We start from the raw sequence: 26,237 nt of genomic DNA on the forward strand, positions 1-26,237 counted from the left end.
AGCCATATTTGTATCTTGAATAATTAAGGCTAGTAATAAATAGTGGTCTTTTATAAACTTACTCAAAGTTAAAATATGGAAAGTTCTATAGCAAAATCAAAAGCAATCAAAGGTGGTGCTTTTATAGTCGAAGATCAAAATGCCCAAGATATTTACATTCCTGAAGATCATAATGAAGAGCAAGGAATGTTTATTGACATGGCTAAAGATTTTGTAGGGAAAGAGTGGATGCCTGTTAAAGAAGAAATTGAAAAACAAGCGAATCAAGCTTGTGAAAAATTAATGGATAAAGCAGGTGAAATGGGATTCTTAGGTTCTCATATCCCAGCTGAATATGAAGGGATGGAACTAGATACCAATACGAATACGCATATTCTAGATGTATTCGGACCTATGGGATCTTTTAATACAACTTTTGCTGCGCATACAGGAATCGGAATGTTACCAGTTCTATATTATGGTACAGAAGAACAGAAGAAAAAATACCTTCCAAGGTTGATTTCAGGTGAACTTAAAGCTGCATATTGTCTTACAGAGCCTTCTTCAGGATCTGACGCACTTTCAGCAAAGACAACCGCAAAGCTTTCAGATGATGGCAAAGATTACATTATTAATGGCCAGAAAATGTGGATTTCTAATGCAGGATTCGCAAATTTCTTTGTGCTTTTCGCGCAGATCGATGGAGATAAGTTTACAGGTTTCGTAGTCGAAGGAAAGCCAGAAGGTTTGACTTTAGGAGAAGAGGAAGCTAAATTAGGAATCAAAGGATCATCTACGAGAATGGTATTCTTTGAAAATATGAAAGTGCCCGTTGAGAACTTGTTAGGAGAAATTGGCAAAGGTCACTTAATTGCTTTTAATGCATTGAATATGGGTAGATTCAAACTTGGATCTATGGCGATGGGAGGCGCGAAAGCAATCATAGACATGGCTACGAAATATGCGAATGAAAGAATTCAATTCAAAGTTCCTATTTCATCTTTCGGAGCTATTCAATACAAATTGGCAGAAATGACCATTAGGAATTTTGCTGTCGAAAGTGCTGTATATCGAGTATCCGATTTATTAGATCGTAAAATTGCTGAGTTAAAAGATGCTGGTGTTCCAGCAGGAGAAGCAAAAAGACAAGCAGCGGAAGAATATGCAATAGAGTGTTCTATTATCAAAGTAGGTGGTTCTGAGAGTTCAGACTACGCAGTTGATGAGAATGTTCAGATTCACGGGGGTATTGGATTTTCTGAGGAAGCAATGGCAGCAAGAGCATATAGAGACAACAGAATAACGAGAATATACGAAGGAACGAATGAGATTAATCGATTATTGATCGTAGATATGCTTTTGAAAAAAGCATTGAAAGGACAGATTGATCTTACAGGTCCAGCTTGGGAAGTTCAGAAAGAACTTAAGCAAATGCCATCTTTTGATAAAATAGAAGGTGAGTTTGGTCATGAAATCAAAGCAGTAGAAGGATTTAAAAAGCTAATTCTGTTAGTTGCTGGAGCAGCGACAAAGAAGCAAATGGATGGAGAGTTGAACTTGAAAGTAGAGCAGCAATTACTTACATATGTTTCTGATATGATTATCAGCACTTATAATGCCGAATCTTTGCTTCTAAGAGTTCAGAAACTAGAAGGGAAGGGAAGCGATAAAATGAACATTTACAAAGCGATCATGAGAACTTATTTTCAGGATACGAAATTGAAAATGGATCAGTTATGTATGAATGCCATTCCACAATTAGCATCTGGAGATATTCAAAAGATATTTGTAATGGGTGTAAGCCGATTCAATAAGTATCCGCTACAGAATGTCATTGAAAATAGAAAAGAAATAGCCAAATCATTGATAGAGGCTAATGGATATAACTTATTTCGATAAGATTTAATGTTAATTAAGTTTAGATTGCCCTGTTCTTTAATGAGTTCAGGGCTTTTTTTATAGGGTCAAAGTTTCAACTAGATCCATATCTTAATATGGAAAGTATACGACCAGCTTAGATGCCTAGAAATTCTTTAAACAAGACTTTGCGTTCTAAGATAAGCCAGATGAAAAAAGCCACGATAAAAATAGGATCTGTAGTGCCACCTAATCCCAGGAAGCTAATGATAACATGCCATATGGAATCTAATGGTAAGGTTTGCCCATTTAAGGTAAATTCAAATCGATAACTCAGATAACAAGTCATGAAAATATAGAAGATAAATAAGCCAAGCAGCATCTTGAGTATCTTTCTTGTCCATTTAATAGGGGTTGCAAGGAATAAACAGAGCAAGAAAAGACTTGGGATTAGAAATAGTTCATGTGGATTTTGGTATAATATAGCACTCGGTGGATTTTTTGCTCTAAAGTTCTTCACTCGGATTCGTTCGTCATATTTTCTCTTATCCCATATTCTAAAAGTGATTCCCCAGTCGTTATCATTTTCTATAGCACCTTCTTCGAACTCTGCATATACATGCGGATTAAGAACATTAAATATAGGTGTAGCTATAAAGCTATAATAGGCGGTGTGATGCTTTCTTAATGTCTGATTGCTGAATACGAGCGCTAGAACGATAAAAGAAATAGAGAGTATAATAAAAAAGCGACTTAGGGGTTTAAGTTTTTTCATTAACAATCTTGTTTTGAGACATTGAATTTTGGAGCCATTTTACCCAAATAAATACCGTGAAAATGATAAATGCAATTTGCCATATATCTACATGCATGATATCGAAAATGTAATCATTGGTATATTTTCCAATCAGGAATAAACTTATAATTCTAATCGTATTAAGCACTGCTAGTATAAGAATTCCATACAAGATACCTTTGATTTTAGACATATAATGTACTGGGAAAAAGGCAATAGCAAAAATGTATAATATCATGGGTGCGATGGCATCGCAACCTTTCTTAATGCTTATAGAGAATTCTGGAGACACAATTTGCCCATCATTGGCAGTCGTGTTTTGCTGCAACAGATTCAAGAAAACATTGGAAATCTTAGCATACATATTTAGTATAGATTTCGAAATAGGTTCGAACCATAATTGATTCGAAAAGATAAAAAACAAAATAGAACAAGCTGTGACCAAAACAATGTATAAGATCATTTTTTTCTTTAGGCCAGTATTGTCTTTATTGATTTTAGCGTTTTTGGGGACTTCGCTCACGTTCTAATTTTGAATAATATGAATAAGGTATGTTAATAGAAAACCACTAATAATGCCTCCTGGGATATCAGAACTGGTCATTTTGTAATTAAAGAATAATACAGAAACCAATAATAAAAGAGCTAATCCGAGTAGTACTTTAAAGAGTAACGGGAAATAAGAACTTTTGTCTAATGTGAACGACACACCGAAGATCTTAAAGCGTATGGTAGAATTTTTTTGCATGGTGCCAAAATTATAAAATTAAGTTTAATTTATGGTCTAATTCTTAAGATTCCGTATTGTGTTTTTGAAGAATGCAGTCCATTAAGCAAATTTACTAGTAAAAAGGAATCTTATGGTTGTTCGTGTTAAGAAATAATTACTGTGGCATATTTCTTAAGTCTTCCTCCGAAACGATTACGATTTCGCTACCGTGGACCTCTATGATTCCTTCATGTTTGAAGTCTGTTAATGTTCGTGTAATGGTTTCTTTTGCTGAACCAGTGAAACTTGCTAAGTCATCTCTTGATATTCTAAAATTCATTTGATGAGACTTAGCGGCGATGGATAATAACACATTCGCTAATTTCTTACGTACTGAACTGTAAGCGATTTCTATTAACTGGCTTTCGGAATGTCCAGCGTGATTCGCTAATAAAGAAATAAATTTTGCAGAGAAATCTCGACTTTTGAACAGAAGCAGCCTAAAATCTTCTGCTGGAATCAAGGTGATTTCACTATTTTGTAAGGCTAGTGCATTTTCTGAATATTTTTCATTGTTAAGCAAATTAATATACCCGAAAAAATCTCCTTTGCTGAATAAGTGAGTAATAAGATCTTTTCCCGATTCAGAAGTCTGGAATGTTTTTACCTGTCCTGAGTTAATGAAAAAGAGGTATTTAGGAATTTGACCTTCTTCGTAGATGAGATCTTTTTTATTATACTTTCTGACATCTCGATCTTTAGATAATTCTTTCAATTCTGCTTCAGCTCGAGCTTCATTGAAGAAAGTTCGCAATCCAGCATCTGAGTTGTCTATTTTCTTGAAAAGTGCACTTTTCTTAAGTCTCATTTCTATAGAGTCTAATAGCTCTACATCATCGAAAGGCTTTGTAATATAGTCATCTGCACCTAATCCCATGCCTTTACGGAAACTTTCTTTTTCTGTTTTAGCGGTAAGAAATAGGAACGGGATTTTAAATAATTCTGGATCTTTGTTAATGATTTTTAAGACACCGAATCCATCCAGTTCAGGCATCATAACATCACACAAGATCAGATCAGGAATAATTGACTTAGCAATTTCTACTCCCACTTTTCCATTTTTGGCCTGGTGTGTTTCATAGCTAGCAAGTTCAAGTATCTCGGATAGATTCTCTCGAATATCCTGGTCATCTTCTATGATTAGTATCTTTTTCATCTTTATTTAAGATCGATTCTGCTTCAAATATGCCATTTTTTTCATGGTTAATGAATCGAATATAGATTTTTCATGTAATAGATCATTAACTGGGGTGACGCAGATCATAAACACTTCATTGCTTGACATTTATATTTGAATTAATTCAATGATTAAAAATATAAAATTATGATCTCTAATACTAAAATAACTGCAGGTGATCTGATGAGATCAAAACTTATTACACTGCATCCTAAAGATAAACTAGAACGTGTAAAGCAAATTTTCGATGATTACAGTTTTAGACACATTCCAATTGTAGTAGGAGGAAAAGTTCAAGGGATCATTAGCAAATCTGATTTTCTCCATATCGAAGGAACTAGCCGAGATAGTTTCGATAAATTTCTCAATAGCAAACGGTTTAAAATGCACACTGTAGATGAGTACATGAAAGCAGAAGTGGTTTGCTGTAAACTGGATACTCCGCTATTGAATCTGACCAAGCTTTTCCTTGCAAATGAAATTCATTCTGTTTTAGTAGTTGATGATGAAGAACTAGTAGGCATTGTAACACCACAAGATATCTTGAGGTGGTTGCATAACGAAATAGAATAGAAGCTGTGTGTTATATTATTTTTAATAAAAGAAAATAAGATGAAAAATTATTTAATAATTATATGTTTAGCGATTCTGAATAATCTGGCAATAGGGCAGGAGATGAACTCTAAATCAAGTGATCCATATCCATTTGTTAATGTTCTTAAACTAAGCCCAATTGAACTTGGACGTTCAGAATTTCAAGTTTCTTATGAAAGGTACTTTAAAAATAGAGCACAAAGTATATTTATCGCTCCATCAATATTTCTTAGTAGCCAAGGCGAAGAAACAAAGGATGGCTTCCAATTATTTGTCCAATATCGATTCTATTTATCTCATTTATTCGTAGAAAACAACAATACATTGGGAATGTATAATATAGGATTCTATGCCGCTCCATATGTAACAGGATTGACTTATAAGGAAACCTATGAGCAAGGGATATATGATCCGAGTTCTGGAGAAAATGTTTATAATCTGATTGATGATAAAGTGAATGCCATAGAAGGAGGTGCTTTAATGGGTGTTCAATTTGATATCACGAGCAGAATTGTTTTAGATTTTTATTTGGGTGGTGGTATCAGAAAGAGCAATTTCGAAAGCAGTGGGGATAGTTTTAGTCAAGGTGGGATCGGTTTGTTTGACCTTGCCTACACTGGTGTTAAGCCAAGAATTGGATTACAAATAGGGATAACTTTTTAGAGATCTAACACAGAATTAATATACTGAAATTTGAAAAGTTGATAAAGGTCATGTTGAGTTCTGATAAGGATCATGATTTATATCATTTGATTGTATCATATTTAAAATAAAAACAATGAATTTACTTGCGCCTGTTTCTTCAATAATGGCTAAGAATTTAATTACAATTTCTCCAGAAGATAGCATTAAAAAGGTTGAAAACTTATTTAAGCAACATGCTATCCACCATTTGCCAGTTGAATTAGATGGTAAGTTTGTAGGAATAGTAAGTAAGTCTGACTATTTATATTTTAAGCGAGGATTCAATGAAATTAACATAGAAGACAAATGGGATCTTTTTCGATTAAAATCACATAATGTTAAAGAGATCATGACCAAGAAGATTGCAATCATGGCACCAGACGAAAAGATCAATGTAGCCATCGAAATTTTTAAAGAAAATTTATTCCATGCCATTCCCATTGTTGAGAAGGAACGATTAGTGGGTATAGTCACGACGATGGATATCATCAAGCATTTATCAGAAGATAAAGAAATTTATAAATCATATAAAAAATAATCATGACAGCTGTTAAAATTTATGGAGCAGAAACTTCTCGTTATGAGTATTTCAAGTTTAACCTAGATGAGTTTATTAAAAAACATGATTTGAATATTATGATAGAAGAAATCAAGGATATTAATAAAATCATTGAAGAGAATGTTCAGTCTATTCCTACACTTAGAATTAATTCACATGTAGATATTGTTTATAATGATGAGAAAGGAATAGACCAATTCATATCGGAAGCTAAAAAAGAAATCGTACACGAATTTGCTCCTGGATTACTCACATCTATTCTTATTCCTGTGGATTTTTCTGAAATGTCATTGAATGCGTTGAATTATGGTATGGACTTGTCTAAGAAAATAGGTAGTGAAATAGAACTATTGCATGTTAATCATCCATCACCTATGGTTGTGGAAGGTGCTGTGATCTTAGATAAAATTTCATCGGAGAATCAGAAATATAACCTTCAGAGAATCGTAGATAATCATAAGATGGATCTGGATATGCGCCGAAATGAACACGAACTTGTGTTGTTCAAGACGACTTACCTAGAAGGATTTGCAGGTGATGAAATCATTAGAATTTCTAAGGAGAAAGATCTTATTATCATGGGCGCTACCGGTGAAAATCTAACTAAAAAGTTACTTGGTTCTGTCTCTCTTAAAGTATTAAAAAAGGCACATTGCCCTGTTATCTTTGTACAGGAAAATCAGAAGTTCAAGGGTTTCGAAAAAATCGTATACGCATACTCTCCTACAGCATATGATCAGAAGGCCATAAAAGAAGTCGTAGAGTTAGCGAGTAAGTATAATTCAGAAGTACACTTGGTCCATGTAGACGATGGTTCAGATTTTACAAGCTTCGATATTGAATCTTATGTTGCTCATATGTACGAAGGCCTTGAATTCATATACAAAGAAATAAAAGATGAAAGCGTTTCTTCAGGAATAACGAAATATGCTGAACAAATAGACGCGGATCTCATTATTCTATCTAAGAAGAAAAAGAATTTACTTCAAAAGATAATAGATGTAAGCCAAAGTAAAGCGACCGTTCTTAAAGCAACAACGCCAGTAATGGTGTTGCATGAGTCAGATCGTGGTTGTCTTTGCGGAGGAGCGTGCAAGAGAAAACCGGAAGACAGTTGTAATCACTGATCAGTAATAAATTGTTTTAGGAGGGGAATTATGACTAATTCAAAAGTAATTTTCTACACACATTTGCAAGAGCCATTTATAGAAAGAGAATATTTATTTTGCCACAATTAATTAAAATGAGATATGAGTTCAATTACGATTGATTTAGAAATGAAGGTGACTGAGATTATGACTGAAAATCTGATTTCTGTAGATCCAAAAACTTCGATGTTGAAGATTCAGGAAATTTTTGAAAAAGAATCTTTTCATCATTTGCCAGTTTTGGATGATCAGAGACGACCTGTAGGCATGATAAGTAAGAATGATTATCATAAACTCCAGCATCATTTTACATTGATGAATATAAAAGACGCTGAAATCTATAATCAAAGGTTTTTTAAGTCTCTTATTGCTAAAGATATTATGAGTAAAAAGTTGATTTCGGCTCCAGCTAGTACGACTATAGGTGAGGCATTGAAAATGTTTCATGACAACAAATATCATAGTATCATTGTAGTAGGAGATGGCGAGTGTGTTGGAATTGTAACACCATATGATTTTATAGAAGTCCTATCAGAAATTAAAAGCTAAAATGATGAAGAACCAGCGGGTGATCGAAATAATGAATAAGGACCCTAAGTGCCTAGAAAAGTCCTCTCCCTTGAAGTCAGTTGTGGAGTTAATCAGTGCACATCGATTTTCCCATGTTCCAGTTCTCAGTGAAGGTAAGTTAGTCGGAATCGTTTCTAAAAGTGATCTGATTAATAGATTTCTACAGATGTTGAATCAAACAAGTGGGAAGTTCTACTCGAAAATGCTAATGGAACATATCAAAGTAGAAGACATCATGAAGGCGGATCCTATTACTATCCATGAAAATGACGACATAGAATATGCTTCAGAATTACTGTTGCAAGGCGAGTTTCATAGCCTTATTGTGCTTAATGATAAGGATGCAGTTACAGGTATTGTTACTGCATATGACATATTGAAAGCAAAATCTCAATAGACTAGATTGTCAAATTGGCATTTGAAAACGTCCTATAATTCCCTATGATTACCCTGTCATAGGGTTTTTTTATTTGGCAATCTTTAGAAGCGTGATAAGTAAGAAGAGCTTTAGTTTAAGCGCCTTTTACAAATCAAAAAGCAGTTCTTGGTCAAAATGGTTAAGAATGAACTCATCCAGATTTTGCCGTTCATGCCATCGTCTTTTCGTTATACCATAGGTGATGCTCTATTCAAGGTAGAAATAAACATTGACATAGAAAGTTATGGTGACCATTCAGATAGATTAAATTTCTCGTACAAAATTAAAGTCAAATTCTGAAGGGGTTTTTAAAAAACACAGAATTAATCTTTTAGTGATATCGCTATATTGCCCTTAGTAAGCCTAAAGATTAGTGGCACATGATTTTTCCCATACTCCATAGTAATTCCAAGTTTTCAGGAACGTTAATACCATATGCTCGATAGATCAGAAAGCAACCAACTAATAACTGAAGAACAGCAAAAATACTTTTCAAATTGATCCTTTTTCTAAGATCCAGCACAGAAATACTTGCTAAGAGTAAAAACATAGCTGGGAAGGTTCCTAGGCCGAAAAAGAGCATAAATTGACCACTTTTAAGAAAGCCATCAGATGTCATTGCTCCAGCTAATGCTAGATAGACAAGCCCGCAAGGTACGAATCCATTAAGCATACCCATCAAGAATGAGTTTTGGGAAGATATTTTCTGAACGACTTTCGTGATAAAGGTTCTATAACTAGTGAAAATGCTTCGAAATTTGCTTGATTTGAATAAGACCTTTTCGATATCTAATGATAGAAAGAAAAGTAGAATTAATCCAACCCCCATAATTAAAGTCAATGGCTTCTGGATCCCCGAAATATTGATTACACCACTTAGTACACCCATAAATAATCCTAGGACAACGTAGCTCGCTACCCGCCCAGAATTATAGCCGATTATTCTTGTGTAATTCCTAGCTGAACGCTCTTCGATACCAGGTAGTAATGCAAAGGCTAAAGGCCCGCACATACCTAGACAGTGGAGACTTCCGAATAAACCCAATGTGAAGGCTACATAAATCATAGCTTCTGAATATAGATATCTTGTTCTTTAAAGTAGGATCGCGCATTATCCGCCCATTCTACTTTTACTTGCCATTTTCCTGGAATAAGGGTTTCTAGGTCAATGTCAGCCGCGTCTGCAGTATTATCTATTGAATAATTGAAATCAGATGATTTATCAGATGCTCTATAGAGATGAACTTGTGCATTTTTGAAATCACTCTGCTCCCCAAAGTCAAGTTTTAGCTTTTTTTCAGTTTGATTATAAGTGATATTAAGATCTTGAGCAAGTAGTTTCCTATTCTTAATCTTATCTAGTTTTTCTTGAAAGTGAATATCATGTTCATAATAATTTTCTTCTACTAAAGAATGATCTATAGTAGTAGATTTCACTACAACTCTAACTAAATTTCCTATGTAAAGAATAAAAAATATAAGCAATCCCGTTCCCCAATTAATCTTCATGATTTCCTATTTTATAGGTCCTAAAAATGTTGTTTTCACTTGATCGATTTCTCGATCACCAACCATCACCGAAATTTTCAAGTTTGTCTTTCTATCTAATATTTTAGATTTCGGAATTTTTATAAAAACGGCTCCTTCTGAATTACCATTACTAACTGTAGTAGGATGTTCTCCAGCAAACTCGAATTCTACATCATCTATATTTGTACATACAAATTCGATTTTATAAACGTTCCCAGTTTTGTTAGTTAGTTGGTAATTGAATAAATTAGAAATGGTTCCGTCTTCTAATTCATAATACATGGTTCCTGGCGTTCTTAGCATTAATACATCCACCTCCGATCTGTTAATAAATAAGAAGGATTCTAATACTAATAAAATCAGTAATACACTACTGTAAGCTATCGATCTTTTATTGATCAATTTATGTTTCTTGTTAACGATGCCTTCATAACTATCTAATCGGATGAGCCCTTTAGGTCTTTCGATCTTTTCCATTACTTCATCACAAGCATCCATACATGCTGTACAGTTAACGCATTCTAATTGGATACCATTTCTTATATCTATTCCAGTAGGACAGACCTTGACACATAAATTACAATCGATACAATCTCCTAAAGCTGGTGTTTCTGGCTCCACTTTTTTCTTCATTTTTCCTCTAGGCTCTCCACGTTCGAAGTCATAATAGACAGCAAGTGATTGCTTGTCTAATAATACTCCTTGTAATCTTCCGTATGGGCAGATTGTGGTACATACTTGCTCTCTAAGAAATGCGAACACACCATAGAATATGAAGGAAAAAACGATCATTGCAATGAAACCGTTAAGGTGCATGGAAATAGGTTCTTTGATAATATTGATCACTTCATCTACGCCTATAATGTAGGCTAGAAAAGTGTTCGCAATTAACACTGCAATACCGAAGAAAAGTATTTGCTTGATAGTTTTCTTCAGTATTTTATCCTTGGTCCATGGAGCATTGTTCAATCTTCTTTGAGCATTAGCATCGCCTTCTATCCAGTATTCTATCCGACGATAGACCATTTCCATGAAAATAGTTTGCGGACAGATCCATCCACAAAATAGCCTTCCGAAAATAACGGTGAATAGGGCAATGAAAACCATGAAAATCAACATGGCGATGACAAAGAGGAAGAAGTCTTGTGGTGGGAAATAGATCCCGAATATTATAAACTTTCGTTCTAGAATATTAAGTAAAACTAACGGAGATCCATTCCATTTTATCCACGGTAATCCAAAAAGGGTCAAGAGCAGAAGGTAGCTGAGCCACTTTCTGTATTTGTAGAAAATACCTTTTGGCATTTTCGGATAAATCCAGATTCGCTTACCACTTTTGTCTACTGTGGCTAGTTCGTCTCTAAATCCCTCTTCATCCTCTATGAAATCTTCCATTGTTTAATTTTTTGCATCCTCCGTTTCTACTGCATCGTTAGATCCTATAGGCGTAGACTCTTCAGGAACATATAGTTCTCCTTCTTTGTCCTTCGGATTTGGAGGATTTGTACCTTTTAAAGATTGAATATAACTAGCTACGTTCTGCATGGTAGTCGGCTTTAGTTGACTTGCCCACGCAATCATTCCTTTCTCCGGAACACCGTATTTAATCGTCTTGAAAATACTCTGAATGCTTCCACCATGTATCCAGTAATCATCCGTTAGATTTGGACCCACGATACCTTGTCCTTGCACTCCATGACATGCTGCACAACTCTTTACAAAGATTTCCTCTCCTAATAATAGTCTGTCTTTATCATCCACATATACAACAGTATTCTCATCAACTACACTAGCTGAATTAGCAAGAAATTTTTCTTTCTGAATTTCAGCATCTTCCATTGCAATGTTATATTCCTGTAGTGAGCTCCATTCATTCGGTCCCCATTGGTAGATGTATAAATAAACCACTGCGAAAATGATCGTTCCGTAGAACATACCTACCCACCATGGTGGAAGTTTGTTATCTAATTCTCGAATTCCGTCATAATCGTGTCCCAAGTCAATGGTTTCTTCTTTGTCCTTTGGAACTAGGTTCCACATTTTATCGTAGATCTTTTTCCAACTTGGAATTTGTATTGCCTCAGTAACTTCTTCTTTTTCTATTCCTAGTTCTTGATTAAGCCTTAGTTTCTGAAGCTCTATAAAGTTAAAGACCATATTGATTAAAGTTGCAGCAGCTGCAATAATAACCAGTCCAGCTAAGATCAAAAATATATTTTCAAAGGCCAGTTCCATAAGAGGAGAGCCGCCTTTAGCATTGGCTGCCAAAGGGAGAAGAGATATTCCTCCCATTAAAAGCAACGTTCTTTTTAAATATTTATTTAGTTGATTCATGTTTATCAGTTTGTTTATTAAGAATTATTATCATCCATTCGATCATTGATCAATGGTAATTCTGCAATGTGTTTTATTGTATTCGTATTTTTAGTGAGTATTAATACCGCACTTACAATAAAAACGATCATGAATGTTAAGAGCGCGAAAAGTGCCATCCAGTTTATGTTACCTGCCGCTTCTAATATATATTTATACATTTGCTTAGTTTTAGTTTATTTAGTAATGTTTTCAGGCTTAGCATCTGTACCTAATCTTTGCAGGTAAGCAATTAATGCTGTAATCTGTTTGGTCTCTAAATTTTCTTGCTCGATACCTTGAGATTTCAGAGCTGCTACGATTTCTTTAGCCTGTTTTTCTAAGTCAGCTACTGCTTTGTCAGCATAATTTTCAGGATAAGGTGTGTTCAGCGTTTGTAACACTCTTATCTTAGCAGCAGTATATTCTGTATTAATCTCTCGTGTAAATAACCATGGATATGCTGGCATAATAGAACCAGGAGACATGGATGTCGGATCTTCCATGTGACTGTAATGCCAACTATGAGAATATTTTGCTCCTACTCTATGCAAGTCAGGTCCAGTTCGTTTCGATCCCCATAAGAATGGTCGATCATATACAAATTCTCCTGACTTAGAAAAGTCTCCGTATCGCTCTGTTTCAGATCGGAATGGTCTTACCATCTGAGAGTGGCAACCTACACAACCTTCAGAAATATAAATATCTCTTCCTTCTAATTCCAATGGAGTATAAGGTTGCACATTGGTGATTTTTGGAACATTCTTGTCAATGAGTATCATAGGGAATATTTCCACGAGCCCACCGATAAGAACAACAATAGTTGCAACAATTAACATCTGGATAGGTCTTCTTTCTATCCATCTGTGCCAATGTTCGCCTTTTTGTTTCTTTACTTTTTTCAATGGAGGGAAACTAACTTCGGTATTTTCAATTGTACCCGTTTTAGCCGTTTTCCATAAATTGTAAACCATTAAGAAAACCCCCAATACATATATTGTTCCACCTAATGCTCTCAAAGCATACATCGGTATAATTACAGTTACGGTTTCTAAGAAGTTTCCATAAGTTAATAAACCGTCTGGTTCGAATTGTTTCCACATTAAACTTTGTGTCCATCCTGCCCAATAAAGTGGAATAGTGTAGAATAAAGTTCCTAGTGTAGCAATCCAGAAATGCCAATTGGCCATTTTCCCAGAATACAATTTGGTATTATATAATTTAGGAATTAACCAGTATAAAATACCGAAGGTTAACATTCCATTCCAGCCTAAAGTACCTACGTGAACGTGTGCTACCGTCCAATCCGTATAGTGACTGATTGCATTAATAGATTTTATAGAAAGTAAAGGTCCTTCCAGAGTTGCCATACCGTATGCGGAGATCGCAACCACCATAAATTTCAAAATTGGATCTTGTCGTACTCTATCCCATGCTCCTCTAAGCGTTAATAGTCCATTCAACATACCACCCCAAGAAGGAGCGATAAGCATAATGGAAAACGCGGTTCCTAAAGATTGAGCCCAGTCAGGTAATGAGGTGTAAAGTAAGTGGTGAGGCCCAGCCCAGATGTATATGAAAATAAGTCCCCAGAAGTGAATGATCGATAATTTATAGGAATATACAGGTCTGTTTGCCGCTTTCGGTAAGAAATAATACATCAATCCTAAGTAAGGCGTTGTTAGAAAGAACGCAACCGCATTATGTCCATACCACCATTGAATGAGTGCATCTTGAACTCCTGCGAACACTGGAATACTTTGTGTTAATGATACAGGAATAACCAAGTTGTTAAAGATGTGCAATACGGTTACCGTAACCCAAGTTGCAATATAGAACCAGATTGCTACGTATAAGTGATTTTCTCTTCGTTTAATGATGGTTCCGAACATATTCAGTCCGAATGCAACCCACACCACAGCAATTAAAATATCTATAGGCCACTCAAGCTCTGCGTACTCATGAGAACTGGTAAAGCCTAATGGTAAGGAAATTGCTGCAAGCAGAATGATCGATTGCCATCCCCAGAAATTAAACTTAGAGAGAAAGTCACTCCACATCCTTGCCTTTAATAGACGCTGTAGGGAATAGTACACTCCCATAAAGATCCCATTTCCCACAAATGCAAAAATCACTGCATTCGTATGAAGTGGTCGAATTCTACCGAAAGCTGTTTCTGCAGAAAAGTTAAGAGCAGGAAATACAAGCTGGAATGCAGCAAGTAAACCAACTAACATTCCCACTACTCCCCAAATTGCAGTAGCGATGGCAAAATTTCTTACAATTTTGTCATCGTATTTAAAGGTTTCTAAATTACTCATAAACTGACTGATTTAAATTAGTTTTATTATTTCGTTTTGTTATCATCTTCGAAAAGCATCCTCATCGATGGTGTGTGATCATCGTCATATTGGCCATCTTTCACTGCCCAGAAAAAGGCAAATAAAAAACCCAGGGCCAACACTAAACTCACACCTATAAGCAAAAGAATGATTTTCATGTTTTTTATTTTACGCTGCAAATTAGTAGAGACTGCACTCTTCCTTTATGATAGGTATCAAAGGGAAAAATGATTTGTGTCACTTTTTTATTACAATAGTTTTAAAGAGAGCCATTTACTCACTAATAATCCATAAACCATTATGGTAATACTGCTCGTCGGCATCAAGATCGCAGCAACGATCGGTGATAAATTCCCGGTAACAGCAAAACCAAGTCCAATAAAATTATATAGAAAAGCTATAATGAAAGCTCCGATTAATGCAACTTTTAACTTCTTAACGTAATCGAGGATTTGGATAAATCCAGCCAAGCGATCTGATGAAATGATGGCATCACAAGCTGGGGTGAAAGTGTTATTATCTTCCGAAACAACCATCCCTACATCACTTTGCTTTAGCGCTCCAGCATCATTAAGTCCATCTCCTACCATCATTACGCTAGCTCCGTTAGCTTGTAATTCCTTAATGTATTTCAATTTATCTTTTGGGCTTTGCTCGAAATTTAGAACAGCACCTTCTGGAAAAATTTCTTTCATTCGAGACCTTTCTCGTTCATTATCACCAGATAGTAAAGCCAACTTGTAGGAAGATAAATTAGTGATGATGTTACTAATATTCCTCCTTAATTTTTTTTCAAAGGTATAGTGCCCTATTATTTGATGGCTCATTTCAATAATTACATTTCTTTCATCATTATTTTCTGCTCCTAATATGAAAGATGCTGAACCAATTTTTACAAGCTTTCCTTCACATTCTGCGATAATTCCTTTTCCAGGGACTTCCACATAATTAGATACTGATCGTAATGTTCCATTTATTTCTTGAGAAATGGCAGTACTGAGTGGGTGGCTAGATTGTGAAGTAACCGAAAATATGATGTCTCTATCTGTAGCGGATAGTGGGTTTCCTATAAAAGCGGCATTCATAGATTTGTTCTCCGTAATAGTTCCAGTCTTATCGAATACGATGGTGTCGATGTCTAATAATTTTTCAAGGGTTTCTGTGGATCTGGCATAGAATTCTTTTTTCCCTAAGATTCTGGTTGCGTTTCCGAGAATAAAAGGGACCGATAAGGCTAAAGCACAAGGACATGCAACGATAAGAACGGCTGTGATAGATCTAAAGGCAGTAGAAACATCTACAAAGATCCAAAATAAGAAAGTAAGCGTAGCAATTGCCAGTATCGTCCAAGTGAAATACTTACTGATGTTGTTAAGTAATAATTCTGCTTTGCTAGATTTTGCTTCTTTGAAAGGGCTTTCTTGCCATAGTTGCGTCAAGTAACCTTGGTCTACCGTTTTACTAACTTTAATTTCTATAGAGGAAGATGTCTGCTTTCCGCCCGCGAATATGGGCTCTCCTATGCTCATGGATTTTGGAGTCGTTTCGCCTGTGACAAAGCTGTAATCTATTTGAGCATTTCCTGCGATTAGTTCACCATCGCAAGGAATGATTTCTCCGCTCCGCACTTTAATAATTTCATCTACCTCTATCTTATCTATAGACTTGCTTATCCAAGAATTTTCAGAAAGTACTTGAATCGCTATAGGGAAGTAGCTACGGTAGTCTCTGTCGAAAGCGATAGACTTTTTAGTAAAGTCCTGAAACCATTGACCTATAAGAAGAAAAAGTACAAATCCAGCAAAACTATCTAGGTATCCTTCACCTGTAGTTGAAAGGATCTCATAAACACTTCGAAGAAATAACGTGATCATTCCTATAGCAAGTGGAACATGAATTCCCAGGTTGCCTTGTTTAATGTTTTTTACCGCATCTGATAGATAGCCATATCCAGAATAGAAAAATACAGGTAATGCTAGCAAAATATTGATGTAACCTAAGTAGTAAGACGAGGCTGCATCAGCAAATCCTAAGTATTCAGGAAAACTAAGCAACATAATATTTCCGAATGAAAAACCTGCAACTCCGATTTTTAATAACAGTGAACGATCTACAGTCGTATTTTTTTCTTCGTGTAGTTTCGAGAAATTAAGCTCCGGTTCATACCCAATTTTATAAAGTAAGGAGACAAGTTCGAATAATTCTATTTGATCATGCTCGAAAGTAATGTAGGCCTTTTTTTCGAGGAAGTTAACCGTGCAATTAGAAATACCAGCATGTAGTTTGGGCAAATTTTCTAGTAAATAGAGACAAGAAGCGCAATGAATAGCTGGTAATTTGAAATTAACTTTGGATAATTTTTCATCCCTAAAAGAGAGAATTTTGAGAACGGCGTCTGTTTCTTTCAGGTACTCTAGGTCTTCAGGGACAATATTGTATCTGGAAACACCTGGATGCTTTTCGATATCATAATACTGTGTAAGGTCACTATCCTTTAACAGTAAGTAAATCTGCTTACACCCATTACAGCAAAAGTTTAACGGACCTGTTTCATCACAAGTTTCGCCACAATGGTCGCATTTTGTCTGAATGTTAATTTCTTTAAGCAATATAATAGAGTAAGAGAACTATTGAAATTGTAAAAATTAGAATAAGAAATAGGATACTAAAAAAAGGCATGACGTGTTCGAATAAAGATTTAGTCTTTTTTCCCATTGGTAATTTTTTTTAGCAAATCTAATCTTGATTTACATGAAGATTAATGATGGGTGTCAATTCTAAAATTGATCTTGATCACTATTAAAAAGTGATATAGATCACTAGAAAATATGATCTAGATCATTTTTTACATCTCTTTTTGGTTCTATATTTGAATAAAGTGATACTCAAGCCATGAAAGCTATCTAAAAGTATCAAATTCGAACAACAGAAAAGTAGGTTATTTAAGCGTTTTTTATCGTATGCAAAAAAAGAAAATTTGCTATTTAATCGATAAGGAAATAATAAATAAGAATAGGTTTTAAAGAGACTGAATTTCAGTTTTTATTAATCCATTGTGAAGAATTGTTCGATCACAAAAGGCATAAAAATTAGTTTTATATTGTTTAGTTTATAGGCTAGGAGATTTTGGGATTTGCACAGTAAATGTGCTCCCAATATTCTCCTTACTCTCAAAGGTTAATTCTCCATTTAACAAGTGCACGTAACGTTGTACAATAGGAAGTCCTAATCCAGTTCCTTGGATATTTTCTGCATTAGTAGCTCTGAAGAATCGTTCGAATAAGTAGATCTGTTGCTCTGTAGGAATTCCCATACCATGGTCTATAATACTCATGATTAAGTTGTCCACATCGCTTTTTACATGTACTGTTATTTCACCAACTCCAGAATACTTGATCGCATTTGATAATAGGTTGAAAAGAATATTTTTTATCGTGTTTTTATCGGAGTGAATGGAGACTTCTTCATCAATAATTAATTTAAGAACCTGTCCTTCCTTTAAAAGACCTTCTAACTCAGAAAATGTTTCATGAACGATTTCTGAAACATTGATAGTGACTAAGTTTAGTGTGACCTTGCCTTCTTCTAATTTGGATAAATCGAGAAAATCATTTAGAATTCCAGTTAAGTGATTAACGGAGCTCTTTATTTTTTGGATGTGTTTGATTCTTTTGTCTTGTGATGCAGCGTCTTCATATTTTCCGATTAATGCTGCTGAAGACAATATGGTACTAAGTGGTGTTCTGAATTCGTGTGCTGCTGTTGTGATAAATCTGGTCTTCAGCTCGTTAGTTTTTTTCTCAGATTGTAAAGCGTCTGTAAGAGCCTCTTCACTTTTTTCAAGTTTTCGGTTCGTCTTGATTAACCTATTGATTACAGATTCAAGCTCATTCGTTCTCTCTGCTATTTTTTCTTCTAGCTTTTGGTTTAATTTCCATAGATCATCTTGTGCTTTCTTTGTATCAGAAATATCATGAATGATCCCAGTAAACATAACGCGATCATTCAGCACTACCTCACTAACAGCAAGTCTGAAAGGAAATACGGTACCATCTTTTTTTCTTCCTTTAACCTCTCGACCGATGCCTATGATTTTGGCCTGACGAGTAGTAATGTAATTATGGAGATAGGAATCATGTTTCGAATGATCGGGCTCAGGCATAAGCATAGAAACATTGTTGCCGATCATGTCTTCTTTAGTGTATTGAAATAGATTGTGAACTGCTTGATTCACGGTTTCTATATTCCCGCGACTATCAATGGTGATGATGCCATCGATTGCTGCTTCGATGATGGAATTTAGTCTAAGTGCAAATTCTTCATTAGATTTCATACACTAAATGTATTAAAAGTGTAGAAAAGAAAAGGCGTTATCTTGATATTTGTGGCGTAATTAAAGGAAAACGCTTAAGAATTTACAATTAAAATTGTATCAACTATCCAAATAAGTCTGAACTCAAATAACGGTCGCCTCGATCGCATACAATACTAACAATCACACCTTCTTCTAGTTCTTCAGAAAGTTTTATGGCTGCTGACATAGCGCCTCCGCTGCTCATACCAGCAAGAATGCCTTCTTCCTGTGCGAGTCTGCGAGTCATTCGTGTTGCTTCTTCTTCAGAAACGTCCATAACACGGTCCACTCTGGATGGGTTGAAAATTTTAGGTAGGAATTCTGGACTCCATCGTCTTATACCTGGAATAGACGAACCATCAGTTGGCTGGCATCCGATAATCTGAATAGCTGGATTTTGTTCTTTTAAATATTTAGAAACGCCCATGATGGTCCCAGTTGTTCCCATCGAAGAAACGAAATGGGTTACTTTCCCTTCAGTATCTCTAAGGATTTCAGGTCCAGTAGTTCTATAATGAGCGCCATAGTTATCTGGGTTTCCGAATTGATTGAGCATAATATACCCCTCTTCAGCAACCATTTTGTCCGCTACCTCTCTGGAGTATTCGATGGTTTTATCGATGTCTGTAAGAATAACAGTCGCTCCATAAGCTCGCATGGTGTCGACTCTTTCTTTGGTAGCTTTTGCAGGCATGAGTAGCGTCATATCTAATCCGAGTTGTCCCGCTATCATTGCTAAAGCAATTCCAGTATTTCCACTGGTGGCTTCCACTAATCGGTCACCTTTTTTGATATCACCTCTCTTAAGCGCCTCAGTAATCATACCATATGCAGCTCGATCTTTCACACTTCCTCCTGGATTATTACCTTCTAATTTTCCATAAATTTTCACCTTAGGATTTTTGTTGAGATGCTGGATTTCAACTAAAGGCGTATTACCGATCAATTCTAATAACTTCATTGCTATGATAAGGTTTCTTTTATGATAAATGTATCTATAGAATCATCATTATTGTTCTGCAGATTAGCTCTATAATATAACTTTGTATTTGCTGGTACAGATCTGGTTAACCATACATTTCCACCGATGATGGAATTCTTTCCAATAACTGTCTTTCCACCAAGAATTGCTGCATTCGCATAGATCACCACGTTATCTTCTATGGTCGGGTGACGCTTAGTATTAGCATCAGATTTATCCACACTTAATGCACCCAGCGTAACACCTTGATATATCTTCACATGCTCGCCGATGTTACTTGTTTCTCCTATCACAACACCTGTCCCGTGATCTATACAAAAGTATGGTCCTATAGTCGCACCAGGATGAATGTCAATTCCTGTTTTACTGTGGGCATATTCAGTAAGGATCCGAGGAATGTCATTTATATTTAACAGAAGCATTGCATTAGAAATCCGGTATACAAATGTGGCATAGAAACCTGGATAAGAACGAATCACCTCACGTCTAGATTTAGCAGCTGGATCACCTTCGAATATTGCAGTAATATCTTTTTCAAGGAGATCATATACTTCAGGTAGTTTTTTGAAAAAATCAGCTGCGATCTGATTAACTTTTGTGAAATCGTTGTCTGGATTTCGGATCAGAAGTCCTGCAAATTTTTTCTCAAGATTGTTCAGATATGCATCTATTTGGTCTGTAGAATAGAAGCTCTGTTTAGCATAGTCCATATACAACGCGCCACTTAATTCCTTAAAAAAGGAGACGATCTCCATCGGGGTAGGGCAGTCAGAGCATAATCTGTGCGCTTCTAATAATTGATCTAGAAATTTCTTATTCATAGTATTATTAAATGTATGCAATTCTATAAGGTTCAAAAATGAAGCCTAATTCACGAAAAAAACATATTACCTGATTATTCAGAATACTTTAACGGTATAAATTTTAAAATCTTACCTAGAGGTTGTAGCAGAATTTTATGATGGTCAATGTTAATACCCCTGCAGGAATGAGATTCATTTGACAGCAATTTAATGTTATTCTTGGATAAATGTTTTGGACATTCCTAATTATATTGAAAACTAAGAAGTTACCTGATGTGATAGAGAGAGTTAGTTGCTATTAGCAATATGAGGACTAATTGCTGGTATAAAAAAAGAGAAGGTGGACTGTGGCTTGCCACCTTCTCAGGATCGTTATTATAGCGTTCCTCTTAATTCTTGTTCGCGTTCTAAAGCCTCAAATAAGGCTTTGAAGTTTCCTTTTCCGAATGAATTGGCTCCTTTTCTTTGTATGATTTCGAAGAACATAGTAGGTCTTGCTTGTACTGTTTTAGTGAATATTTGTAATAAATATCCTTCTTCATCTCTATCGACTAAGATACCTAGTTCTGCAAGTGCACTAATGTCTTCATCTATTTTTCCTACTCTTTCACTTAATACATCATAATAAGTCTGAGGAACTTTCAGAAATTCAATTCCACGAGATTTTAGTTTCGTGACCGTTTTGATAATATCATCGGTTGCAACTGCTATATGTTGAACACCAGCACCGTTGTAGAATTCAAGGTATTCATCTACTTGTGATTTCTTTAAACCTGGTGCAGGCTCATTGATAGGAAATTTGATTCTTCCATTTCCATTACTCATCACTTTACTCATTAGTGCAGTGAATTCTGTAGAAATATCATTGTCATCGAAAGATAAGATCTGTTTGAAACCAAGTACTTCTTCATAAAATTTCACCCACTCATTCATCTGACCTTCCTCTACGTTTCCTACCATATGGTCTACAAATTTTAACCCTACCGATGTAACTTTGAAATCAGAATTCCAAGCTCTGAATCCAGGCAAGAAAACGCCATTGTAATTTTTGCGTTCTACGAAAACATGGACAACATCACCGTAAGTATGAATTCCAGCTCTGATCACTTGGCCATGATCATCTTTTTCGATCATCGGTTCGAAGAATGATTTCGCGCCACGACCGATGGCTTCCTCATATGCTTGAGTGGCATCTTCTACCCATAATGCGATGGTTTTCACACCGTCACCATGTTTGTCTATTTGCTTGCCTATTTCCGAGTTTCCTTTTAAAGGAGAGGTAAAAACAAATTTGATTTTATCCTGGTATACTACATAGGATTCAGTTACTTTATTACCTGTTTCTAATCCACTATATGCTAAGGAATTAAATCCCATTGCAGTTTTGTAGAAATGAGCTGCTTGTTTAGAATTACTAACATAGAATTCTACATAATCAGTGCCGAGTAAGGGCATGAATTCTTCTGATTTAAGTTTATCTGCTTCTGTGATAACTGTACTTTTCATAATATTTTTATTATTGCATTAACAATAGTTGCATATGCAAATATACACTAATTATTTTTGCAAGTCAAGATTTTTTGTGACTGATGAAGATCTATTGAATTGATTTAATTCGGAATGCTCTTAAGGGTAGAGGTAGGAGTTCGTTGATAGGTGGAAAGAGTATGCTGTATGGGAGTTTTTATTCCTTTGACATATTATCAAATATCTTGTTTATTATTTTTAGAAATTTGGTGTAATCTTCTTTGGACAAACCTTGCCATGACTGATTCCTTAATTTGTTGACTAAAGGCGTAAGAGCTTTGACGGTTTTAATTCCGTCTTCCGTTAGAAAAATTTCAAATTTTCTTCGGTCATTCTTAACCGGTTTTCGTTCTACAAAACTTTTTCTTGCAAGCGTATCAATAATTCTGGAAATGCTGGGTGCATCTTTAAATGATTGTTCTGCTAAATCGGATTGACTCAGACCATTTTGGGAATTGAGTATATCTAGAATGACCCATTGTTCAGGAGTAATATTAAAACCTGCATTTTTAAATGCTTGGTGAAAGTTCAACTTAACTAAGCGAGTCGTTCTTTCTAAATAATATCCAATTTTATTATTTTCAGCTTGCATAATGTAAATATACTGCTCTTTCGAATTAATATCGTAAATGTAAGCCTAGATAGAAAATTTTTCTTTTATTTGTCAATATAAATGGATAACTTACTATTTAGCACACATAAGGCAAATATTGTTACACGGAAAACTGAAAACCAAATGAAATAACAAAACACTAAACTTATTAAATATGAAACTTGACAAAATTGATTATCAGATCATTGATATGTTGCAGCAGGATGGTCGGATGACAATTAGAGATATGGCACAACAGTTAAATCTCTCTACCACTCCGATTTTCAATAGAATAAAGAAGCTAGAGCAGGATGGAGTAATTGAAAAATATATTGCACAGATTAATCCAAAGAAGGTTAATAAAGGCCTATTTGCCTTTGTTCACCTTTCTATTAAAGAGCACTCTAAGGAAGCCGTAGATGCGATAGTCGGCCAAGTGACCGCTTTTCAGGAAGTAATGGAATGTCATTACGTGACAGGTGGTGCGGATTTCGTTCTGAAAGTGCTTGTAAAGAATATGGAGGAATACAATGTATTTATTACTGAAAAGCTCTTTACGGTAAAGAACATTTCGAAAATTGATTCCTTATTGTCTTTATCTATTCCTAAGCACACGAGCAGGATTCCATTAAATGAAAAGCTAATGCTTTAGTCTAGTTAAGCCTTCTTTTTTAAGGCACTTAGTTTGCTTTTCGTAAATTCAGATAGTACAAGTTTTCCACTTGTGATTGCACGTTCATTAAGAAGAACATCCCAATGGTCCGTTCCAGACCAAAGCATTTTCTTGATAGATGCTCGTGCTTCTGGGTTCGTATGACATAATTCTTCTGCAAAGATTCTAACCGCAGTTTCCATAGAAAGTGCTGTATCATGAACCTGATGGTATAGTCCTTTATCTAATGCCCAGTTTGCATCAAAAAACCGCTTAAATTCTAACGTTAATTGCGAAAATGCAGAGGTGCCGATTTTTCTTTCTACCGCCGGACCAATAACGAATGGCCCGATACCTATTCCTAGTTCACTGAGCTTAATACTAGCATAATTAGTAGCAAAGCAATAATCTACCGCTGATGCTATCCCGACACCACCACCTACTGCTTTTCCCTGCACACATCCAATAATCAGCTTCGAACATTTACGAATTGCATTAATCACATTGGCGAAGCCGGAAAAGAAAGAATGACCTTCTTCTGCATTCGAGATGGCTATTAATTCATCGAAACTTGCACCTGCACAAAAAGTCCTATTCCCACCACTTTTCAGAATGATGACTTGGGCATCTGTATGAGTATCATATTTCCGAATAGCTTCAGTAAGTTCACTCAATAAGTAACTTGGAAGTGCATTATGTGATGGATGAAAGAACTCTATATAAGCCACACCATTTTTCTCGATATATTGATCGATATAACCAGCTGGATTATGTTTTTTGAGGTCGAACTGTCTGATGTGATGTTCGAAATGCTTTTTATGAATCAAGTCCCACTTTTCTTTATTAAGCGGGCCATATACGATGTGATTATTTTCAGCTAATGGATGCTCAGAATAATACTTTTCATAGATCTCGAAATATTCATAAAGAGCTTCCTTAGCCTCATCTAATGAAGCAAATTCAAGCTTTTCTTGTTCATCACTTTTTAAATATGGATTTTTAAAATGCTTAGGAATGCGTCGTTCTCCATAAAGACTTTGCTGATAACGGTCTATTTTTTCCTTTGGTGTAATAATGTCTTGCTGTATTTCACCAATGGACATCTTGAATAGATAAATCAGGTGTTCCACCATATGGTGAGCGTCCAGAATACCCCATAGCGCACTATCTTTATCAGTTAATGGGGAGATGTGTGTTTTTATATAATCAAGGGTAAGTTTCATGAGTTGGGTTTATCTTTTGTGCTTGCCTCCTGTCCAGTTACTTTTAGCCATTAATAATTCTTCACCAGATTCGATTGCTCCTGATTCGATAGTCGTTGCCATAGAATCATTCCATCGATTTAGGTAACCGAATAGCGCAATAACACCCATGATTTCAACAATTTCACCAGCTTCCCAGTGAGTTCTCATATTTTCACTTATGGCTTCATCTACTGCATTAGGGACTGCAGATGCGGCAACCGACAGGTCAAGCGCAGCTCTTTCTGCATCATTAAAGGCAGGATGTGTTTTATATTCCCAGATATTCTCTATTTGTTCTTTTGCTGCGCCATATCTTTCAGCAGCTCTAATTCCGTGAGCCTGACAATATTGGCATCCAGTTGCGTGGCTCGAAACATATGCAATTAATCGTTTTAATGCGCTGGTTACGCGACCCTTATTTTCCATAACCGCTTTATTCATCTCCACAAATGCTGCTGCAATTCTGGGACGTCGCTGCATAGTCTTTATGCTATTCGGACAAAATCCTAGGGTTTCATTATAGAACAAAACCATTTCCTGGATAGAAGGGTCGGTTTCAGGTATGGGATCTACTAGTGGCTTTTTCATAAATCTATTGATTTTTTTAAATGTAAAAATAGAAATTTACACGGCTTGTCCGATTAGATGAGTAATATATGCGTTAAGAAATGGATTATATTTTAGTTGTTCGCTCTGTAAATTGCTGGCATAGAGTAGTAAATTGCATTTGAAATTGTTTGAATCCCCTGTAAAAAGGAATATCGATTGTAGATGAGCATGTAGTCGGTTAATATTGAAATAGGAAGTATGAAAAATGGTGAATGATCAGGTTTCGGATAAGTTATTTCAAATTAGGCTTGAATAAATTAAAAAACACTTCTGCTTTCTAGAAAGAAGTTTTAGTTATAAAATGTTGTGAATCAGCGTACAATAAAGAACTTTTAAAATTGGTTGAATATTTTTTGCTAAAAACATCGAATTAAGGCGATGAATTTATATATTTGTGCCGCTTTAGAATCAATGGTATAAGTATTATTTGATTTTATAAGTAAAGTTTAAGGGCGTAGCGCAGTCCGGTTAGCGCATCACGCTTTAGAGGCGTGAGGGACGTAGGTTTCTCGCGAAAGAAATAAAATAAATAATTTAGGGGCGTAGCGCAGTCCGGTTAGCGCATCACGCTTTAGAGGCGTGAGGGACGTAGGTTTCTCGCGAAAGAAATAAAATAAATAATTTAGGGGCGTAGCGCAGTCCGGTTAGCGCACTTGGTTTGGGACCAAGGGGTCGTAGGTTCGAATCCTATCGCCCCTA

The 26,237-nt window shown here is 35.6% G+C and carries 26 protein-coding genes and 1 tRNA gene; 9 read left to right on the top strand and 18 right to left on the bottom strand.

Annotation, left to right across the window (positions count from 1 at the left end; all coding sequences use genetic code 11):
* The first annotated feature begins 75 nt into the window (after positions 1–75).
* Positions 76–1,878 carry an acyl-CoA dehydrogenase family protein gene (locus L2586_RS15945; RefSeq protein WP_235293926.1) on the top strand — a complete coding sequence of 601 codons (1,803 nt, stop codon included), beginning with the start codon at positions 76–78 and terminating at the stop codon, positions 1,876–1,878.
* A 115-nt stretch (positions 1,879–1,993) separates the two neighbouring features.
* On the opposite strand, the gene L2586_RS15950 is transcribed toward L2586_RS15945, so the two are convergent.
* The 3 genes from L2586_RS15950 to L2586_RS15960 form a co-directional block, all read right to left on the bottom strand.
* Complete coding sequence (locus tag L2586_RS15950) at positions 1,994–2,611, bottom strand: hypothetical protein (RefSeq protein ID WP_235293927.1); 618 nt, start codon at positions 2,609–2,611, stop codon at positions 1,994–1,996.
* Positions 2,598–3,155 (bottom strand): archaeosortase/exosortase family protein, encoded by a 558-nt coding sequence (locus L2586_RS15955; protein ID WP_235293928.1) that lies wholly within the window; start codon positions 3,153–3,155, stop codon positions 2,598–2,600. The genes L2586_RS15950 and L2586_RS15955 overlap by 14 nt, the downstream gene beginning before the upstream one ends.
* Positions 3,156–3,516: 361 nt before the next feature.
* On the bottom strand, positions 3,517–4,557 hold the full coding sequence (locus L2586_RS15960; RefSeq protein WP_235293929.1) for a response regulator: 1,041 nt from the start codon (positions 4,555–4,557) through the stop codon (positions 3,517–3,519).
* A gap of 168 nt (positions 4,558–4,725) precedes the next feature.
* On the opposite strand from L2586_RS15960, the gene L2586_RS15965 reads away from it, so the two are divergent.
* The 6 genes from L2586_RS15965 (at position 4,726) to L2586_RS15990 (ending at position 8,530) form a co-directional block, all read left to right on the top strand.
* Positions 4,726–5,151, top strand: a complete 426-nt coding sequence (locus tag L2586_RS15965) for a CBS domain-containing protein (protein WP_235293930.1) — start codon at positions 4,726–4,728, stop codon at positions 5,149–5,151.
* Positions 5,152–5,190: 39 nt separating this feature from the next.
* The gene (locus tag L2586_RS15970) at positions 5,191–5,835 is read left to right on the top strand and encodes a hypothetical protein (protein WP_235293931.1); all 645 of its coding nucleotides are present in this window, start codon (positions 5,191–5,193) and stop codon (positions 5,833–5,835) included.
* Positions 5,836–5,950: 115 nt separating this feature from the next.
* Complete coding sequence (locus tag L2586_RS15975) at positions 5,951–6,394, top strand: CBS domain-containing protein (protein ID WP_235293932.1); 444 nt, start codon at positions 5,951–5,953, stop codon at positions 6,392–6,394.
* 2 nt (positions 6,395–6,396) lie between these two features.
* Positions 6,397–7,542: a universal stress protein gene (locus L2586_RS15980; protein WP_235293933.1), complete on the top strand. Its 1,146-nt coding sequence runs from the start codon at positions 6,397–6,399 to the stop codon at positions 7,540–7,542.
* 123 nt (positions 7,543–7,665) lie between these two features.
* A complete protein-coding gene (locus tag L2586_RS15985) occupies positions 7,666–8,112 on the top strand; it encodes a CBS domain-containing protein (protein ID WP_235293934.1) in 447 nt (148 codons plus the stop codon).
* Between the two features lie 4 nt (positions 8,113–8,116).
* A complete protein-coding gene (locus L2586_RS15990) occupies positions 8,117–8,530 on the top strand; it encodes a CBS domain-containing protein (protein ID WP_235293935.1) in 414 nt (137 codons plus the stop codon).
* Between the two features lie 391 nt (positions 8,531–8,921).
* Here L2586_RS15990 and L2586_RS15995 read toward each other — a convergent pair whose 3' ends face one another.
* The 13 genes from L2586_RS15995 to L2586_RS16055 form a co-directional block, all read right to left on the bottom strand.
* Positions 8,922–9,617, bottom strand: coding sequence for a sulfite exporter TauE/SafE family protein (locus L2586_RS15995; protein ID WP_235293936.1), 696 nt, complete (start codon positions 9,615–9,617; stop codon positions 8,922–8,924).
* Positions 9,614–10,060 (bottom strand): FixH family protein, encoded by a 447-nt coding sequence (locus L2586_RS16000; protein WP_235293937.1) that lies wholly within the window; start codon positions 10,058–10,060, stop codon positions 9,614–9,616. Before L2586_RS16000 ends, L2586_RS15995 begins: the two co-directional genes overlap by 4 nt.
* Positions 10,061–10,066: 6 nt before the next feature.
* On the bottom strand, positions 10,067–11,476 hold the full coding sequence (gene ccoG, locus L2586_RS16005) for a cytochrome c oxidase accessory protein CcoG (protein WP_235293938.1): 1,410 nt from the start codon (positions 11,474–11,476) through the stop codon (positions 10,067–10,069).
* 3 nt (positions 11,477–11,479) lie between these two features.
* On the bottom strand, positions 11,480–12,415 hold the full coding sequence (locus L2586_RS16010; RefSeq protein ID WP_235293939.1) for a cbb3-type cytochrome c oxidase N-terminal domain-containing protein: 936 nt from the start codon (positions 12,413–12,415) through the stop codon (positions 11,480–11,482).
* A gap of 17 nt (positions 12,416–12,432) precedes the next feature.
* Positions 12,433–12,615, bottom strand: coding sequence for a hypothetical protein (locus L2586_RS16015; protein WP_235293940.1), 183 nt, complete (start codon positions 12,613–12,615; stop codon positions 12,433–12,435).
* 15 nt (positions 12,616–12,630) lie between these two features.
* The gene (ccoN, locus tag L2586_RS16020) at positions 12,631–14,754 is read right to left on the bottom strand and encodes a cytochrome-c oxidase, cbb3-type subunit I (protein WP_235293941.1); all 2,124 of its coding nucleotides are present in this window, start codon (positions 14,752–14,754) and stop codon (positions 12,631–12,633) included.
* Positions 14,755–14,780: 26 nt separating this feature from the next.
* Positions 14,781–14,933 (bottom strand): cbb3-type cytochrome oxidase assembly protein CcoS, encoded by a 153-nt coding sequence (gene ccoS, locus L2586_RS16025; protein WP_235293942.1) that lies wholly within the window; start codon positions 14,931–14,933, stop codon positions 14,781–14,783.
* Positions 14,934–15,023: 90 nt separating this feature from the next.
* The gene (locus tag L2586_RS16030; RefSeq protein ID WP_235293943.1) at positions 15,024–17,384 is read right to left on the bottom strand and encodes a heavy metal translocating P-type ATPase; all 2,361 of its coding nucleotides are present in this window, start codon (positions 17,382–17,384) and stop codon (positions 15,024–15,026) included.
* A gap of 500 nt (positions 17,385–17,884) precedes the next feature.
* Positions 17,885–19,108 carry a PAS domain-containing sensor histidine kinase gene (locus tag L2586_RS16035; RefSeq protein WP_235293944.1) on the bottom strand — a complete coding sequence of 408 codons (1,224 nt, stop codon included), beginning with the start codon at positions 19,106–19,108 and terminating at the stop codon, positions 17,885–17,887.
* Positions 19,109–19,211: 103 nt separating this feature from the next.
* Complete coding sequence (cysM, locus tag L2586_RS16040) at positions 19,212–20,090, bottom strand: cysteine synthase CysM (protein WP_235293945.1); 879 nt, start codon at positions 20,088–20,090, stop codon at positions 19,212–19,214.
* A 2-nt stretch (positions 20,091–20,092) separates the two neighbouring features.
* Positions 20,093–20,932, bottom strand: a complete 840-nt coding sequence (locus L2586_RS16045; RefSeq protein ID WP_235293946.1) for a serine O-acetyltransferase — start codon at positions 20,930–20,932, stop codon at positions 20,093–20,095.
* A 357-nt stretch (positions 20,933–21,289) separates the two neighbouring features.
* Entirely contained in the window at positions 21,290–22,420 is a 1,131-nt protein-coding gene (gene hppD, locus L2586_RS16050; protein WP_235293947.1) for a 4-hydroxyphenylpyruvate dioxygenase, read from the bottom strand.
* 178 nt (positions 22,421–22,598) lie between these two features.
* Positions 22,599–23,033 (bottom strand): MarR family winged helix-turn-helix transcriptional regulator, encoded by a 435-nt coding sequence (locus tag L2586_RS16055; protein WP_235293948.1) that lies wholly within the window; start codon positions 23,031–23,033, stop codon positions 22,599–22,601.
* Positions 23,034–23,208: 175 nt separating this feature from the next.
* Between L2586_RS16055 and L2586_RS16060 the strand changes: the two genes are divergently transcribed.
* Positions 23,209–23,685, top strand: coding sequence for an Lrp/AsnC family transcriptional regulator (locus L2586_RS16060; protein WP_235293949.1), 477 nt, complete (start codon positions 23,209–23,211; stop codon positions 23,683–23,685).
* Positions 23,686–23,690: 5 nt separating this feature from the next.
* On the opposite strand, the gene L2586_RS16065 is transcribed toward L2586_RS16060, so the two are convergent.
* Positions 23,691–24,908: an enoyl-CoA hydratase-related protein gene (locus L2586_RS16065; RefSeq protein ID WP_235293950.1), complete on the bottom strand. Its 1,218-nt coding sequence runs from the start codon at positions 24,906–24,908 to the stop codon at positions 23,691–23,693.
* A gap of 9 nt (positions 24,909–24,917) precedes the next feature.
* Positions 24,918–25,517 (bottom strand): carboxymuconolactone decarboxylase family protein, encoded by a 600-nt coding sequence (locus tag L2586_RS16070; RefSeq protein ID WP_235293951.1) that lies wholly within the window; start codon positions 25,515–25,517, stop codon positions 24,918–24,920.
* A 645-nt stretch (positions 25,518–26,162) separates the two neighbouring features.
* Here L2586_RS16070 and L2586_RS16075 point away from each other — a divergent pair.
* Positions 26,163–26,237 (top strand) — tRNA-Pro (locus L2586_RS16075).

This window comes from Portibacter lacus (assembly GCF_021533215.1).
GTDB lineage: Bacteria > Bacteroidota > Bacteroidia > Chitinophagales > Saprospiraceae > Portibacter > Portibacter lacus.

Coding starts and splice junctions, on each gene's coding strand:
- L2586_RS15985 (WP_235293934.1), top strand. CDS start 7,666: ATGAGTTCAATTACGATTGATTTAGAAATGAAGGTGACTGAGATTATG.
- ccoN (WP_235293941.1), bottom strand. CDS start 14,754: ATGAGTAATTTAGAAACCTTTAAATACGATGACAAAATTGTAAGAAAT.
- cysM (WP_235293945.1), bottom strand. CDS start 20,090: ATGAAGTTATTAGAATTGATCGGTAATACGCCTTTAGTTGAAATCCAG.
- ccoG (WP_235293938.1), bottom strand. CDS start 11,476: ATGGAAGATTTCATAGAGGATGAAGAGGGATTTAGAGACGAACTAGCC.
- L2586_RS15980 (WP_235293933.1), top strand. CDS start 6,397: ATGACAGCTGTTAAAATTTATGGAGCAGAAACTTCTCGTTATGAGTAT.
- L2586_RS15995 (WP_235293936.1), bottom strand. CDS start 9,617: ATGATTTATGTAGCCTTCACATTGGGTTTATTCGGAAGTCTCCACTGT.
- L2586_RS15960 (WP_235293929.1), bottom strand. CDS start 4,557: ATGAAAAAGATACTAATCATAGAAGATGACCAGGATATTCGAGAGAAT.
- hppD (WP_235293947.1), bottom strand. CDS start 22,420: ATGAAAAGTACAGTTATCACAGAAGCAGATAAACTTAAATCAGAAGAA.
- L2586_RS15945 (WP_235293926.1), top strand. CDS start 76: ATGGAAAGTTCTATAGCAAAATCAAAAGCAATCAAAGGTGGTGCTTTT.
- L2586_RS16035 (WP_235293944.1), bottom strand. CDS start 19,108: ATGAAATCTAATGAAGAATTTGCACTTAGACTAAATTCCATCATCGAA.
- L2586_RS16055 (WP_235293948.1), bottom strand. CDS start 23,033: ATGCAAGCTGAAAATAATAAAATTGGATATTATTTAGAAAGAACGACT.
- L2586_RS16045 (WP_235293946.1), bottom strand. CDS start 20,932: ATGAATAAGAAATTTCTAGATCAATTATTAGAAGCGCACAGATTATGC.
- L2586_RS16060 (WP_235293949.1), top strand. CDS start 23,209: ATGAAACTTGACAAAATTGATTATCAGATCATTGATATGTTGCAGCAG.
- L2586_RS16000 (WP_235293937.1), bottom strand. CDS start 10,060: ATGAAGATTAATTGGGGAACGGGATTGCTTATATTTTTTATTCTTTAC.
- L2586_RS16065 (WP_235293950.1), bottom strand. CDS start 24,908: ATGAAACTTACCCTTGATTATATAAAAACACACATCTCCCCATTAACT.
- ccoS (WP_235293942.1), bottom strand. CDS start 14,933: ATGAAAATCATTCTTTTGCTTATAGGTGTGAGTTTAGTGTTGGCCCTG.
- L2586_RS15975 (WP_235293932.1), top strand. CDS start 5,951: ATGAATTTACTTGCGCCTGTTTCTTCAATAATGGCTAAGAATTTAATT.
- L2586_RS16010 (WP_235293939.1), bottom strand. CDS start 12,415: ATGAATCAACTAAATAAATATTTAAAAAGAACGTTGCTTTTAATGGGA.
- L2586_RS16070 (WP_235293951.1), bottom strand. CDS start 25,517: ATGAAAAAGCCACTAGTAGATCCCATACCTGAAACCGACCCTTCTATC.
- L2586_RS15990 (WP_235293935.1), top strand. CDS start 8,117: ATGAAGAACCAGCGGGTGATCGAAATAATGAATAAGGACCCTAAGTGC.
- L2586_RS15950 (WP_235293927.1), bottom strand. CDS start 2,611: ATGAAAAAACTTAAACCCCTAAGTCGCTTTTTTATTATACTCTCTATT.
- L2586_RS15965 (WP_235293930.1), top strand. CDS start 4,726: ATGATCTCTAATACTAAAATAACTGCAGGTGATCTGATGAGATCAAAA.
- L2586_RS15970 (WP_235293931.1), top strand. CDS start 5,191: ATGAAAAATTATTTAATAATTATATGTTTAGCGATTCTGAATAATCTG.
- L2586_RS16015 (WP_235293940.1), bottom strand. CDS start 12,615: ATGTATAAATATATATTAGAAGCGGCAGGTAACATAAACTGGATGGCA.